The 14,841-nt window shown below is 57.5% G+C and carries 12 protein-coding genes and 1 tRNA gene; 9 read left to right on the forward strand and 4 right to left on the reverse strand.

Going from position 1 to position 14,841, the window contains the following annotated elements:
- The 4 genes from AC1D35_RS28710 to AC1D35_RS28725 all read left to right on the forward strand — a co-directional run.
- On the forward strand, positions 1-607 hold a 607-nt coding region (locus AC1D35_RS28710; RefSeq protein WP_477941321.1), incomplete at its 5' end, for a restriction endonuclease subunit S.
- Positions 608-647: 40 nt separating this feature from the next.
- Positions 648-3,716: a type I restriction endonuclease subunit R gene (locus AC1D35_RS28715; RefSeq protein WP_477941323.1), complete on the forward strand. Its 3,069-nt coding sequence runs from the start codon at positions 648-650 to the stop codon at positions 3,714-3,716.
- Positions 3,706-4,434 carry a M48 family metallopeptidase gene (locus tag AC1D35_RS28720; RefSeq protein WP_477941326.1) on the forward strand — a complete coding sequence of 243 codons (729 nt, stop codon included), beginning with the start codon at positions 3,706-3,708 and terminating at the stop codon, positions 4,432-4,434. The genes AC1D35_RS28715 and AC1D35_RS28720 overlap by 11 nt, the downstream gene beginning before the upstream one ends.
- Before the next feature lie 392 nt (positions 4,435-4,826).
- Positions 4,827-5,231 (forward strand): hypothetical protein, encoded by a 405-nt coding sequence (locus AC1D35_RS28725; protein WP_477941329.1) that lies wholly within the window; start codon positions 4,827-4,829, stop codon positions 5,229-5,231.
- A 743-nt stretch (positions 5,232-5,974) separates the two neighbouring features.
- Here the strand turns inward: AC1D35_RS28725 and AC1D35_RS28730 are convergent.
- Positions 5,975-6,976, reverse strand: a complete 1,002-nt coding sequence (locus tag AC1D35_RS28730) for a restriction endonuclease (RefSeq protein WP_477941330.1) — start codon at positions 6,974-6,976, stop codon at positions 5,975-5,977.
- Between the two features lie 283 nt (positions 6,977-7,259).
- Positions 7,260-8,009: a recombinase family protein gene (locus AC1D35_RS28735; protein WP_477941332.1), complete on the reverse strand. Its 750-nt coding sequence runs from the start codon at positions 8,007-8,009 to the stop codon at positions 7,260-7,262.
- A gap of 632 nt (positions 8,010-8,641) precedes the next feature.
- On the opposite strand from AC1D35_RS28735, the gene AC1D35_RS28740 reads away from it, so the two are divergent.
- The gene (locus AC1D35_RS28740; protein WP_477941334.1) at positions 8,642-9,190 is read left to right on the forward strand and encodes a hypothetical protein; all 549 of its coding nucleotides are present in this window, start codon (positions 8,642-8,644) and stop codon (positions 9,188-9,190) included.
- A 9-nt stretch (positions 9,191-9,199) separates the two neighbouring features.
- Positions 9,200-9,781 (forward strand): hypothetical protein, encoded by a 582-nt coding sequence (locus AC1D35_RS28745; RefSeq protein WP_477941336.1) that lies wholly within the window; start codon positions 9,200-9,202, stop codon positions 9,779-9,781.
- 464 nt (positions 9,782-10,245) lie between these two features.
- On the opposite strand, the gene AC1D35_RS28750 is transcribed toward AC1D35_RS28745, so the two are convergent.
- Positions 10,246-10,319: transfer RNA gene (locus AC1D35_RS28750), tRNA-Gln, on the reverse strand.
- A 246-nt stretch (positions 10,320-10,565) separates the two neighbouring features.
- On the opposite strand from AC1D35_RS28750, the gene AC1D35_RS28755 reads away from it, so the two are divergent.
- From AC1D35_RS28755 to AC1D35_RS28765, 3 genes are read left to right on the forward strand one after another with little or no spacing between them, the layout of a single operon-like run.
- On the forward strand, positions 10,566-12,119 hold the full coding sequence (locus AC1D35_RS28755; protein ID WP_477941337.1) for a Ppx/GppA phosphatase family protein: 1,554 nt from the start codon (positions 10,566-10,568) through the stop codon (positions 12,117-12,119).
- 2 nt (positions 12,120-12,121) lie between these two features.
- On the forward strand, positions 12,122-12,841 hold the full coding sequence (locus AC1D35_RS28760) for an RlmE family RNA methyltransferase (RefSeq protein WP_113311526.1): 720 nt from the start codon (positions 12,122-12,124) through the stop codon (positions 12,839-12,841).
- A 56-nt stretch (positions 12,842-12,897) separates the two neighbouring features.
- Complete coding sequence (locus AC1D35_RS28765) at positions 12,898-13,281, forward strand: VOC family protein (RefSeq protein ID WP_113311570.1); 384 nt, start codon at positions 12,898-12,900, stop codon at positions 13,279-13,281.
- 8 nt (positions 13,282-13,289) lie between these two features.
- On the opposite strand, the gene AC1D35_RS28770 is transcribed toward AC1D35_RS28765, so the two are convergent.
- Positions 13,290-14,711, reverse strand: a complete 1,422-nt coding sequence (locus AC1D35_RS28770; RefSeq protein WP_113300657.1) for a DHA2 family efflux MFS transporter permease subunit — start codon at positions 14,709-14,711, stop codon at positions 13,290-13,292.
- Between the last annotated feature and the right edge of the window lie 130 nt (positions 14,712-14,841).

Genomic DNA, 14,841 nt, shown 5'->3' on the forward strand with positions numbered 1-14,841 from the left:
GGACTGGACTGAGGCGAAGTTGGGTGAATTCTTGAGCTTCAAGAACGGTCTCAATAAGGCAAAAGCCTTCTTTGGCCATGGGACGCCTATCATAAACTACATGGATGTTTTTCGAGGCGGTGCCATTAACGAAAAATCGATTGATGGTCTAGTTGAGGTTACCGCGGCGGAACAGTCAGCTTACGGCATAAAAAATGGCGACGTCTTATTTACGCGAACCTCGGAGACACCTGAAGAGATTGGGCTTGCCGCTGTCGCAGACGGGGTTCTAGATGGGACCGTTTTCAGCGGATTTGTCCTGCGTGGGCGGCCGAAGAGCCAGAGGCTCACCATCGCTTTTTCCAAGTATTGCTTCCGTTCGGAGGCTGTCAGGAGGCAAATTGTCTCCCGGGCAACTTATACAACGAGAGCCCTGACCAATGGACGCCAGCTGTCTGAAGTGGACATGTTGGTGCCAAGGGACGCCGATGAGCAAAATGCAATTGCTCACGTGTTGAATGAGATGGACGCCGAGATCCAAGCCCTTAAAACCCGCCTTGTCAAGGCACGGCAGGTCAAGGAGGGTATGACGCAAAACCTTTTGACGGGTCGGATTCGGCTGGTCTGACGATTTAGAGTTATTGATTTTTGAGGACGGAGACAGGGCGATGAGCACAATCGGCGAGGCGGAGCGCAAAGCGCAGAACAGGATCATCGACCTGCTGACCGCCCGCCGCGCAGATGCGCCCGACGCTCTTGGATGGCGCTACCTCGGCGATTGGATGACACGCCCGGATAATGCCAATATTGAACCCGACTTCCTGCGCCCATGGCTCCTTTCGCGGGGTTACGCACCAGAAGTGGCCGACCAAGCCATTACCCGCCTGAAGCKCGCGGCGCAGATGGAGGGCACAAAGTTGTTCGATGCCAACCGTGCCTTCTATGACCTGCTTCGCTTCGGACTTGCCGTCACTCCGGGCCCTGGTGAGGCTCCTGTCACCGTCCGCTTCATTGATTGGGAAAACCCGGCCGCCAATGACCTTGGCGTCGCCGAAGAGGTCGCGGTCAAAGGCAAGAGCGCCAAGGCCTACAATAAGCGGCCCGATCTTGTGCTCTACGTCAACGGCATTGCCCTTGGTGTGATCGAACTGAAGAAATCCACCATCGGCGTGGGTGAAGGCATCCGTCAGACGCTGGACAACCAACGCCCCGAGTTTATCCGGCATTTCTTCACCACAGTGCAGATTACCTTCGCAGGCAATGACAGCGAGGGCCTTCGCTATGCGCCCATCCAGACGCCGCAGCCCTATTGGATGGCGTGGAAGGAAGAAAGCGAGATCATTTCCAGGCTAGACCGCGACGTGACCCAGATGATGGCACCAGCGCGGTTTCTGGAGGTGATCCATGATTTCACGCTGTTCGATGGTGGCATAAAAAAACTTGCCCGTCCGAACCAGTATTTCGCGGTGAAAGCCGCGCAGGAGCGTGTGCGAGCCAAAGAAGGCGGGATCATCTGGCAAACGCAGGGCTCAGGTAAAAGCCTGATCATGGTGATGCTGGCGCGCTGGATCCGAGAGCACCATCCGGATGGCCGCGTCCTGATCGTAACCGACCGCAAGGAACTGGACCGCCAGATCGAGGACGTGTTCGGCAACACCGGCGACAAGGTGCGTCGCGCCCGCACCGGTAACGATCTGATGGCTGCATTGGCCGACCCCACGGATCGCATCATCTGCTCGCTCGTCCACAAGTTCGGGAAGCGCGAGCAAGGGGAAATGGAAGGGCTGGTTGCCGACATCCAGAACGCTAACATCGGCGCGCCTGCGGGGGAATTCTTCGTGTTTATCGATGAGGCCCATCGAACGCAATCTGGCAAACTTGCGAGAGCCATGCGGCAGATCATGCCAGAGGCGATGTTCATCGGGTTCACGGGAACGCCTCTCCTGCGGTCAGACAAAGGGACGTCGCTCGAAACATTCGGCCCGTATATCGGAACGCCTTATCGCTTCGATGAAGCGGTTGAGGATGGCGTTGTCCTCGACCTGCGATATGAGGCGCGGGACATCGACCAGCGGATTACGTCACCGGCCAAGATTGATGCCTGGTTTGACTCGAGGACCAAAAACCTAACTCCGATCGCCAAGGCAACCCTGAAACAGCGCTGGGGGACCTTGCAGCGCGTCCTATCCAGCAAGGACAGACTGGAACAGATCGCCAACGACATTATCATGGATATGGAGCTGAAGCCGCGACTGAAAGCGGGCCGCGGCAATGCGATGCTGGTTGCAGGGTCGATTCCGGAAGCGTGCAAGTTCTTCGAAGTCTTCCGAAAATCAGGATCAGTTTTGGCCTCCAACTGCGCCATCGTGACGTCCTATAAACGCGCAGCGCCTGAGCTGGCCGGTGAAGAAACCGGGATGGGGGAGACCGAAAGGCAGTATGTGCATCGCGTTTACACTGACCTGTTAGGCGAAAGATCGGAGGAGGATTACGAAGAGGAAGCTCTGCGCCTTTTCAAGGACGAACCCGGCCGCATGAAGCTTCTGATCGTGGTGAGCCGCTTGTTGACCGGCTTTGACGCACCAACAGCCACCTACATTTATATCGACAAGCAGATGCGTGACCACGGTCTGTTCCAGGCGATCTGCCGCGTGAACCGACTCGATGGCGACGACAAGGATTTCGGCTACATCGTTGATTACAAGGATCTATTCCGGAACATCGAAAACGCGGTGGATGACTACACGTCCGAGGCCTTCGATGAATTTGACAAGGAGGATGTCCAAGGCCTGATCACCGATCGAGCGGAGCAAGCCGATGATGATCTGCGAACAGCACGAGATGCCTGGCTTGGATTGCTTGATGCCGTCGAACAGCCGAAGGGTGATGACGAGATCTTCGCCTATTTCTCTAGTCCTCAGGGCTTGGAGAATGACCCGCTCTCTGAAGAAAAGGGTCGGCGGCGACAGGCACTCTATCGGCTGGCCGGACACTACGCACGTGCCTATGCAAACGTCGCGTCCGAACCAGACGGTTCGGGCTTCAATGAGTTGGAACTTGGAGAGATCCGCAATGAGGTCGAACGGGCGATCAGCATTCGTGATGCAGTCAGGCTTCATAGCGGTGACGCCGTCGACCTGAAGCTTTACGAGCCCGCGATGCGGCACCTTATCGATACCTACATTCGTGCCGAGGACTCCACCGTCATCTCCCATCTCGACGACATCAGCCTGATTGATCTGGTGCAAACCAACGGGGCGGACGCAATCAACGGCCTTCCTACTCCATCAAAAGGCAAGCAAAGCAATGTTGCCGAGGCCATAGAAAACAACGTCCGCAGGCTGATCATCGATGAGACGCCGGTAAATCCAAAATTCTATGAGATGATGTCTCAGCTGCTAAGCGACTTGGTAGCTCAGCGCCGAAACGATGCGATTGAATACGCTGGGTATCTCGAGAGGATTTCAGAACTGGTCAGGCGCGCAAAAGAGGGCCATGGAACCGACTATCCGGACACAGTAAAATCGGCTGGCCAGAAGGCTCTTTTTGATAACCTCAATGAGGATGAGGAGTTGACGCTGAGAGTGGATCAGGCGGTGCGCAGTGTCGCGCCTGACGGGTGGCGGGGACACGCGATGAAAGAAAAGAAAGTCAGGCTCTCCCTGAAACGAGAAATATCGGACGACACGCAAGTTGAGCGCATCCTGCAGTTATTGAAGAACCACAGTGAATACTGAGCACCACACCATCGGCAGCTTGAACGTCGAGGTTCGTTGGAAGAGCATCAAGAACCTGCATGTCGGTGTCTATCCCCCTGACGGCCGCGTTYGCGTAGCCGCGCCGATGGCGGTCAGTCTTGACGCAATCAAGCTCGCGGTTCTCACCCGAATGACCTGGGTTCGGAGGCAGCAGGCCAAATTCGCGGCGCAAGAGCGTCAATCCGTAAGGCGGTATCAATCCGGCGAAACCCACTTCCTCTGGGGCCGGTCGTTACGGCTCGAAGTGGTCGAATGGGATAAGGCCATTTATCGTGTGTCGGAGCAACGGGGCGATAGGTTAAGCTTCCAGATCCCGCGCGAGAGTAGTTTCGAGCAGCGAGCAGCTTGGATGGCAAATTGGAGGCGCAGCCAGTTGAGAAAACTAGCAGCTCCAAAAGTGACCCGATGGTCGGATATTCTGGGCGTTACCCCTGAAAAGTGGGGCATCCGAGACATGCGCACCAAGTGGGGTAGCTGCAATTCTCGGAAATMCATCATCTGGCTCAATAGCGAGCTCTCCAAGAAGCCAGCAGCATCACTCGATTATGTGATCCTCCATGAGCTCGCCCATCTTATCTCCAACCGGCATGATACGCTTTTCCTCGCTGTCTTGGATGAGCACATGCCGAAATGGAGGCCGATCCGGGCCGAACTGAATGCATTGCCGTTGGCGGCATGGGAAGCTACGTCGGCTTAAGAATGACAAGATAAAGGATGCTTAGTCCGTTGGTGGATTTAAATAAAATTGCCCTACTTGGCATCGATGTGGGTTTCTCGAAATCTAGGCCCACGACAGGCATTGCTTGGAGCAAAAACGGCGAGTTTGGGTCTGCCAGGACGCATTCGGACTGGGAGCGTCGTAGTCGATATATCCCGGCAGCGACAGCTTTTTCAGTGATAGCCATTGATGGGCCACTTATCCCTATCGGTGCAGATGACAGCTTGGACCGTTTGTGCGAGCGCCTATTCATTAGGGGAGCATTTCAGACCCGGTGCAAACCGGGCTTGAGCAATCAYGGATACGGGAAGGATCTGCGCCGAGCCGCATCGCACACTGCCGCGCAGGTTCTACATTTGGCGGCGCCAAGCGTGGCAATCGAGAAGGCTATTCGGCCCGGCACCTCTGTTATCGAAGCTTTCCCGAACGCATTTCTTGGAGTCCTTTTGCCCCAGGCGCGCTTTGCTTTACCCGCAGCTGGAAAACGAAAGAAGTTCGATTGGCTCTATGACCATGCGATCGACAGCGGCGTTCTCGGCGACCTTTTTCATGCTTTGAATTGGGAAAATCCACCCTTGCTGGATGCGGTTTCGGCAGAAAGGGACCACGAGAAACGAGCAGCTTGGATTTGCCTGCTCACAGCAGCTTGCGCCGCGACCGGCACGTCTGAAATCATTGGAGACGACAAGGGCGGATGGTTCTGGCTACCTCAGTCGGACCTTTGGGCGCCGTGGGCTCGGAACGCGCTTGAGAAGAACCAAGCAGCTTTGGCATGATTGCCTTTAACTTCGGAACGCCAACAGGTTGGCGCAGTGCTATTGAGCTTGACCCGACAGCACTCACTCTATCAAAAATCGCCAGTGAGCTCCTGAGGCCGATTGAGAACGTTCACTCTTAGTCAGTTCTCCGTCACAATCTGCCGGTAACTTTGCTTTTTTTGCCGGAAGAGGGCCAATGCAGTTCACGCGTATCTTCCCGCAAGTTCCCCGACTATCTCACACCCTATCGAGAAGCTTCAGCACGGTCGCGCTGCACCTGATCGCGGAATAAATCTTAGATCGGGCCAAACAGGTTGACCGATCCTCTGAGGTTGCCGGCGAAGGTTATGCCGCTTGCTTTCGTGGCCTCATCTTAGTAGCCGATCGAAGCAGCCTCTTTGACTCCAGCGTTCGCGCTGGAACAATCCTTGGCAAAAAGTGAAAGGAAGTGTTGGCTTGCCTCGACGCTCGCCCACGAGCTTGTCTGTCGACTTCCGGCATGGGAGGTTTCGACGCCAGGATCGCCGCCCGCATGGAAGGCATCCCCAACACGCAAGTTGGCATCCCCTAGGACTTCGTATCCCGACGCAAGATCATCCATGTGCCTTAGCGTCGCTCTTCTTGACGGCAGAGAGGGTCGACGACCCCGGATGGCGATGACGAGACAGCAACCCTCGAGCCGTCATCATCCACGAGAAGCCCAGCCGAACAGCACACGGCTGCTTGCTAGGCACCGTCTCCCGGACAGGTTGGGCCCGCCATTACGGCCAAGCTGGCACGAATATCCGCTTGAGCGGAATAAGTTGCTGTGTTTCAAGGTCAAGCTTGTCGTATTGCTCTAACAAGCTCTTCACCAGGTCGTCGAGATCCATCAACGCTAGAGGAATATTGGCTCTCTCTGCTTCATAGCGAGCTTCTCGGCTGAAGCCACCAGTGCTTACATAAAGCCCTTTATCTTGAGGGTGTCTTCCACCTAGGAAGCTCCGCACGTCGGGCGCGCCCATGGTGCCTCTGCGGTGTTTTACTTCCACTACGATCCGCGGCGACTCGAAGCCGAAACCATCTGGCGAGGCAACGATGTCCTTGCCACGATCGGGTCCGGCTTCAGAAACACGCGTTTTATAACCGAGGGAGCGCAGCAGACCAGCCACGAGTTCTTGCATATCGTCCCAGGCAAGGGCGTTGACCTTGTCCTTTATGAACTCACGAGCGCGATTCTCCATCGACTTGAAGAGGTCGTCCTCTGTCGCATCTGTCGATACCAACGGCGAATCTGGCTTCACAGGCTGCCCCGATGTCATCGCCTTCCGCAGCTCTGCGGCAACTTCGTTCGAAATGCGGAAAAGCGTCGAGATAGCCCCCAAGCTGTTGCGGCTTTCGACGGACAGAAGATCGCGGCTGACCTCACCCGACCAGCTCACGGATCGGACTTGTGCATCTTCGGGATCGATAGATGTATCGTAGCGATAGGGGCCGGCAATCTCGCCAACCAGGTAGACTCGACGAGAGGGATTGTAGGTGACGACCATGTCACCGACTTCGATTTCGTTGACGAAACGATGCAGCTGGCCGGCAGCCATTGCGACCGATTGCGGCTTCGTTTCCGGCCATGCAGCCGAGACAAGATCGGCTATCGCTTTCCGCGTCTTCACATTCGAAAGATCACCGACTTCATTCCAGCCAATCGCAACCGCGGACTTATCTTTGAACGCTTCAAACAACCGTCCGTCACGTTCAGCACGCACCATCCAAGACTTGCTCATTCCCAACCCTTTTAGTTTGCGTGAACATCGCTGAAGGAAGCGACCACTGCAAGATCATCAAGATGGTTGTTGTTCGCTAACTCACAGGCGCTCACTGGCTCGTTTTGTGCGCCCTGCTGTCATGAGCATTTTTCAGGTGCGGACGCGCCAGCGGTCTTACTGGCCGACTTGGCGACAATGCTCGATCGAATATCGATTGTTGGAAGTTGACCGGTAGAGAGCAAAACGAATAGGTGGCGAACGATGACTTGAACTACCGTTCTCTCGTGCTTCCAGTTGCTGCTCAGAAACGGCCAAAGTTAGGAATATCGGTATAGTCCGCGACCGTGGATGCCCTCAACGTTTCAAGCGCTGCCCTATGGGGCCTCCGGAGAGCGGCAACGGTCCATACCTCGCCCCGGCTCGTCTTGATGCCAATCCCGTTCAGAGCGCCGACAAGAGCCGGCACGGAAAGATCGTGCCATTCGTTCGCCTTGATTGCCCTGGCGATCTCATCCACCTTCTCCTCGGCGCGGCGCTTGTTTGAGCTTGCACCGAGCTTCTGTGCCTTTGGTAGGTTCGTGCGATTTCCTAGTAGAGCACCAGCAGCCTTCTTCTCACTAAGCGCACGCCTCGTCCGCTCCGCGATCTTGTCACCCTCAAGCTCAGCGCGCGCAGCACGGCTGGCGATAACAAGAGGATCTTTTGTTCTACCTTCCGAAACGGAGACCACCATTACCTTCTTGTTCCTGATGATATGTTCAATGGTGTCCGTATGCCGTGAGAGCCGGTCAAGCCCATCAACCAGAAGATCGACATCGTTTGCCTGCGCAAAATCCAGTGCACGCTTGAGACCCTCCCGGAGCTCGAGACTCTTCTCTCCGCGACCGCTGGCAACATCCTGGAACCATTCAACGATCTCAACACCCGCTGCATCGGCGTATGCGCGAATGGATGCACGCTGCGCTTCAAGGCCAATACCGACTTCACCCTGCTTGTCGGTGGATACGCGGATGTAGGCTACTGCCTGCTTAGACGTGCGATAGGTGGTCATGTGTGTAGTAGTGCTCGTCAATAGAGGTCGGGGTCAGGGTGTGACGGTATGAGCAACACTATACGATACCGTTTAGAGATGATCAAGTGTATTCCGGGTGAGCAACTCTAAATCTTCAAGCCCCTAATTGGTCAGGAGGTGTGGACGCTCAGCCACTTAGCCATACCTGGAGATCCGTCGATCGATCCCTAGGATCGCTGCCGTTCCTCATCCCCGTTCCCTACAGCGTGCGTCCTGACGGGGAGGGGTAGGACCTCGCCGAACTGGCCCAGCGTTGGACTGAAACGACCACTGCGATATTGCCGCTAGCTTGGCTTTTTAGTGGCCCGTCGAAGCAACGCAGAGCGTGTGCCGACGATCGTTCGAACGCCCTTAAGGATGGGATGAACGACTCCTGGCTGTGCCAACTCTTCCGGGAGTATGGCCACTTCGGCCCTCGATGGAGTCGGCCATAACCAAAGACACGCTTGGCCGTGCCCGTGTGGCCCATCCTCACGAGAGCGCCGGCTGGTCTCGGCGCATGCTGCTTTCGCTCTCAATTCGTCTTTATAACGAACAGCGAGATGCAAGTCGGCAGGTGATTGTTGGGAAACGCTGGATGCGATATTGAAGCTCCGTAAGCGGGGCATCTGATGGACTTAGACGAAAAATACGGTGAGTGTCTGCCGTTTCAACGGGACGCCAGTGAAGTTGAACTGAGCGCACAGCCACGCAGCTTTCAAATCCTTACGGATGAGACTGCACCGGCTCTGAAAGCTCTTATCGAAACCGCTCCAGGACAACCGCTCATTCAAGTTGTCTACGCGACGACGCCCATCCTGTGGCTAGTCGATCAAGCCGGCAGCATTCGGTTTGCAATGGAAGAGGTGTTAAATCGTGACACTGGTAGCCTTCACTTCATCCTTCCGAGAAATGGCCCACCACTTCGACCGAACGAGGTGCGTTTGGGTCATCCATCCCTTCTTGAGCCGGGGGATCGGGAGACAAAGACGGCGAGGATTGGTGGCGAACTGTTTTATGATCCAGTTAGCGGCAAAGCACCGTGGGTGCTGACCAATAATTCTGGCCGTTACGGAAAGAGACCCCATATAAATCGTGAGCATCTGGAGAACGCGAACGGTATTTTCGCTGGCTTTGGCATATCGGTGCGCACGTTTTTCGTCTACACTCCAGCTGCATAGGAGTCAGCGATGATGGATGTCGCGAATTTAAAACCCTCGGATATCGAAGAGCTCGCGGAACATGGCGTATCGCGAACTATGAGGGACGCCATCCTTGACGGCTTACGACGACTATTACGGGAGGTTCGGCCCGACCAAGGCGCAGATAGTGACCGAATTCATATGACGGCGAGTCTGCTTGCTATGGGTGGTGTTTGGGAGCGTATAGATCCCAAAGAATTAGCCATCGCTATGGCTCATACCAACGAACTTAACATCAAAGATTTCCTTGAAGGCTTACCTGCGCGTTATAGCCGGGAGGTAGCTTATCACCTTGCGACAACAGCCGTATCGCTGCAGCTCACAAATCAAGGGCGATTGGTGGACTCTGTGGCAGCTTCGAGAGCGTATGCTTTTTTGGACGAAGGCGTAGAAATTGGTTTCGATATAGACGTAGCCGCCGAGTCAGCATTGGACAGCGGGTGGTCGTCGAGCACTGGAATAACRTGGCATCTTCAAAGTCGGCACGCTATGGAAGATGTAGCAAAGTCAACGTTACGTCCGCCCGAGTCGCCGCGGAAGAGCCGAAAGACCTCAAAATCGCTGCCGTGACCTAGGGGCCGCCGATCAACAAAAAGGCGGGCACTGAAGCTCGCCTTCTGAGTTTCTCTAAGGTTTGATCGCCAGTAGAGATTACTTGATGTTGAGGAACGGCACGGCAGAGCAGGTAACGAACGTGGAAGGCAGCTTGCCACCTTGGCGGGGCCTTTGTTAGCTAAAGAAGGTCGGAGCGGATCAGCTCGCGTAGGCGCTATCTTTGATCACACTCATAGATGCAGCAGAATTGCACAAACAGAACCGATCGAGACCGTCGGCGGGCCAATCCAATGATGGATGGCAAAATTCGTCCGAGGGAATCGTAGACACGAATGAAGAGCTTCCAGGAACCAGGAATACGGTTCATGACTTTACCGCGCTAAGTTCGACGATGATCCGGGAAAATGATGCGGATAAGTGTTCCGGTTGCCTTAGGCCCTGGCGAGTTAAGCGACTGAAAAATAACAGAAAATAGGAAATGGCTGGGGAACCTGGACTCGAACCAAGATTAACGGAGTCAGAGTCCGTCGTTCTACCATTGAACTATTCCCCAGCAGACGCTGCCGAAGCATGGCTTGGCTGCTGTGCGGCGCTTATAACCAAAAGCAGGCGGATTGCAAATACCCGTTTTGAAAAAATTCGGTCGTTCCAATCCGGGTGAAAATTGAAGGTTTAAAATCCGGAATCAAAAAGAATTTGGTGATTTCGTCGGTCGCTGATATCCTCGCCGCAACGCAAAAATCGAATGAGCGCCTGCGGCATACCTTTCTGGACTTGCGCGGCGCGATGGAAAAAGAACGTGGAAGACCCCGAAGGCGGCGCAAAGCTGCAATTTGACGGGGCGTCGGCGGCAGGGCGCAAGGACGGCAAGAAGTCCAGGCGCCGCAAGGGCAAGCGTGACGGGCAATCCCGCAACGCCGCTCATCCCGCTTCGCATGATCTCTCTGGCCATGCCGGGGAGGCTGCGCGCCCGAAGGAAGACCCGGAAAGCCCGGCCCGCAAGCGGAAACGCCGCCGTCGTGGTGCACGTGGCACATCCCAGCCCGACATTGCTGTGCAGCCTCAGGCAGTCGTTCAGATTGCCACTCATGGTCATGGTTCGCGGCCGGAGGGCGATTCGTCGTCCAGTCGACGCAATCGACGCAAGCATCGCAGCAAGCGGGGTCTTCAGGGCAGGCCGCTGGCTCCTGTCCAGACGCCGCCGTCCGCAAGGCCTGAGCATCGCACTGAGGCGCCTTCGCGCCCCGTGCTGCGCGAAGGGCAAGATGCTGAAGCGGCAAATCGCCGGAACCGCCAGTCGGGTCATGAAGAGGAGCGGGCAKGGGGCGAACATCCCTGGCCGGACGAGCTTTATGCCGCGCTCGATCTCGGCACCAACAATTGTCGCCTGCTGATCGCCCAGCCCACACGCCCCGGCCAATTCCGCGTCGTCGATGCCTTTTCCCGGATCGTGCGTCTCGGCGAGGGGCTTGCTGCCAGCGGCAGGCTGTCCGACGAGGCGATGGAGAGGGCAGTCGACGCGCTCCGGATCTGCGCCTCCAAGCTCAGAAACCGTGAAATCCGCCGCATGCGGCTGATCGCGACGGAGGCCTGCCGCCAGGCGGCCAATGGCGAGGATTTTCTGAAGCGGGTCGTGGCCGAAACGGGGCTGGAACTCGAAATCATCGATCGCGAAACCGAGGCGCGGCTGGCCGTTTCCGGCTGCTCGTCGCTGGTCGGCCGTGAGACGCGCTCCGTCGTTCTCTTCGATATCGGCGGCGGCTCCTCGGAAATCGCCGTCATCCGCATCGGCGACAGCCGTTTTGCCCGTCTTGCCAATCACATCACCCATTGGACTTCATTGCCTGTCGGCGTCGTCACCCTGTCGGAGCGCCATGGCGGCCGTGATGTGACGCCGGAAGTTTTCGAGGGCATGGTGAGCGAAGTCGCAGGCATGCTGTCGAATTTCGATTGCCCGGAGATCGAGATTGGCGTGGATGGTGATTTCCACCTTATCGGTACGTCTGGCACCGTGACCACGCTTGCCGGCGTGCATCTCGACCTGCCGCGCTACGACCGCCGCAAGGTCGATGGCATATGGCTGTCGGATGACGAGGTCTCCGCCATGCAGGCGAAACTTCTCTCCTGGAATTTTGAAAGCCGCGCCGCCAATCCCTGCATCGGGCCGGATCGCGCCGATCTGGTGCTGGCCGGCTGCGCCATTCTGGAGGCGATCCGCCGCCGCTGGCCGAGCCCGCGCATGCGTGTCGCCGATCGTGGCTTGAGGGAAGGCCTGCTCACCGACATGATGGCCGATGACGGCGTCTGGCGGCGGCATCGCAACCGCCGTGGCCAGCGAGGAAATAAGGGGTAGGCATGACCAAGCCAACGATCGCGGGAAACCGCACCGGCCGCAAGCTCGGCCAGCGCGTCAAGAAAAAGAAGATGAAGGCCTCTTCGCGCCAGTGGCTGGAGCGCCATATCAACGATCCCTATGTGCAGCGCGCCCAGCTCGAGGGCTATCGCGCCCGCGCGGCCTTCAAGCTGCTGGAGATCGATGAGAAGCACCACATCCTGAAGGGCGCACGACGCATCATCGATCTGGGGGCTGCTCCCGGAAGCTGGTCACAGATCGCCGCGAAGGTGACGGGGTCGACGGACCAGGATGTCCGTGTGGCCGCAATCGACTTTCTGGAAATGACGCAGCTACCCGGCGTCACGGTACTGCAGCTCGACTTCCTTGATCCCACAGCCCCGGAAAAGCTCTTGGAAGCCGTCGGCGGCACGCCGGATCTGGTGCTTTCCGATATGGCGGCACCCACGACCGGCCATCACCGCACCGACCATCTGCGCACCATGCATCTCTGTGAGGTCGCAGCCCACTTCGCCATCGAGGTGCTGGGCGAGGGCGGGCACTTCCTCGCCAAGACCTTCCAGGGCGGCACGGAGCGGGATCTGCTCACCCTGCTGAAACAGCATTTCCGTCAGGTCGTGCACGTCAAGCCTGCCTCATCGCGGGCCGAATCGGTGGAGATGTTCCTTTTGGCGAAGGGTTTCAAAGGCCGCAAGGTCGAGGCCGAGCCCGAGGACGCTTGATCTTTGGGTCAGTCCTGCGGATGATCAAGCGACCAGGACTGGATACCGCCGATCCCATGCTTCTTTACGTTACACTCGGAACCAACGATCTCTATCGCGCCCGGCATTTCTATGATGCCGTTCTGCCGGTGCTCGGCTACCGGCGCCAGCGCCATTCGGAGGAGGAGATCGGCTATGCCAGTGATGGCGACACGCGTTGCCGTTTCTGGGTGGTAACCCCCTTCAACAGAAGGCGGGCGGCGAACGGCAACGGCTCCATGATCGCCTTCGAGGCCGAAACGCGGGCGGCTGTCGATGCCTTCCATGCGGCGGCGATTGCTGCCGGCGCTGTCGATGAAGGCGAGCCGGGGTTGCGCTCCTATCACGCGCATTTCTACGCAGCCTATGTCAGGGATCTCGACGGCAACAAACTATCTGCCGTCTGCGAAAAAGACGAATAGCCGCCTGCTTACTTGACCGGCTGCTGCTCGGTGTTGATCGTCGGCGGCACGCGCTGGGCGCGGTGGCCGGATACGGAAGCCCCCGCGTCCTTGGCCATGCGGGCAAAGGGGATCGTCGCAATCACTGTCAGACCGGCGATGACGAAGAAGGCGATGTGGAAATCGATGACCTGCAGCTCGGCTCCGCGGAAATAGATCGAGGTTTCCAGGATCGAGGCGGCAAGGGCAACACCGAGCGCCAGGCTGATCTGCTGCATGACCGAGGCCATGGATGTCGCCTGGCTTGCCTGTGCATCATCGATATCCGCGAAGGCCAGCGCATTGACGCCGGTGAACATGAAGGAGCGGGAGAAGCCGCCAAGCAGCAGCACGCCGATGATGACAAGATGCGGCGTATCCGGTGTGAAGAGGCCGGTGACAGCGGTAACGACCGTCGTCACGGCGCCGGCGCAGAGAAGCGTGGTACGGAAGCCGATCGCCTTGTAGACGCGGCGCGCGATGAACTTCGTGGAGATGGCGCCGATCGCGCCGGCAAACGTAATGAGGCCCGACTGAAAGGGCGTAAGGCCAAATCCCAGCTGCAGCATCAGCGGCGTCAGAAAGGGCATGGCGCCGACACAGATGCGGAACAGCGTGCCGCCGCTCGTCGAGGCACGGAAGGTCGAATTCTTGAACAGGTTGAGATCGAGGATCGGCGTCGGATAGCGCCTGGCATGGCGGACATAGAGAAAACCACAGACGATGCCGATGGCCGTGGCCGAGATGCCTATAACAGGCGGCAAGGCCGGAAGGCTGACGACCGAAAGGCCGAAGACGACGCCCGCAGCCGCAAGGCTGGTCAGGATAAAACCGTAGAAATCGAGCTTCGGCGGCGCTGTCGCCTCTATCTCGGGCAGATAGATCGTTGCGAGCCACACGCCGGCAACGCCGACCGGCACGTTGATCAGGAAGATCCAGTGCCAGCTGAAATAGGTGGTGATGAAGCCGCCGAGCGGCGGACCGGCGAGCGGGCCGACAAGGGCCGGGATCGTCAGCAGCGCCATGGCCGAGACCAGTTCGCTCTTCTGCGTCGTCCGCACCAGCACGAGACGCCCGACAGGCGTCATCATCGCGCCGCCCATTCCCTGCAGGAAGCGTGCGAAGACGAATTCAACGAGGCTGGAGGAAAAAGCGCAGAAGATGGAGCCGACGACGAAGACACAGATCGCCAGCCGGAAGATATTCTTGGCCCCGAAGCGGTCAGCCATCCAGCCGCTGATCGGAATGAACACCGCAAGCGCCACCATGTAGGAGGTAAGCGCCAGCTTCAGGGTAATCGGCCCGACATGCAGATCGGCCGCGATCGCCGGCAGGGCCGTCGCGATCACGGTGGAGTCCATCTGTTCCATGAAAAGGGCGACGGCAAGGATCAGCGGGACAATGCGGTTCATAGGCGAATGCCTTGGATGGATGGGGATGAGGCTTGGGAGGCCCGTGCTGTGTAGTCCCAGTTCCGGGCTCTGCCAATCCCACAATCGGCTTCCGTTACACGTTTGGATCACGACTGCGTGAGACGGCTTG

Source organism: Rhizobium sp. P1_E6, assembly GCF_056405875.1.

Bases quoted from the DNA above. Each gene is read 5' to 3' on its own strand.
- AC1D35_RS28730 (WP_477941330.1), bottom strand. From the start codon at position 6,976: ATGAGCAAGTCTTGGATGGTGCGTGCTGAACGTGACGGACGGTTGTTT.
- AC1D35_RS28735 (WP_477941332.1), bottom strand. From the start codon at position 8,009: ATGACCACCTATCGCACGTCTAAGCAGGCAGTAGCCTACATCCGCGTA.
- AC1D35_RS28740 (WP_477941334.1), top strand. From the start codon at position 8,642: ATGGACTTAGACGAAAAATACGGTGAGTGTCTGCCGTTTCAACGGGAC.
- AC1D35_RS28760 (WP_113311526.1), top strand. From the start codon at position 12,122: ATGACCAAGCCAACGATCGCGGGAAACCGCACCGGCCGCAAGCTCGGC.
- AC1D35_RS28765 (WP_113311570.1), top strand. From the start codon at position 12,898: ATGCTTCTTTACGTTACACTCGGAACCAACGATCTCTATCGCGCCCGG.
- AC1D35_RS28770 (WP_113300657.1), bottom strand. From the start codon at position 14,711: ATGAACCGCATTGTCCCGCTGATCCTTGCCGTCGCCCTTTTCATGGAA.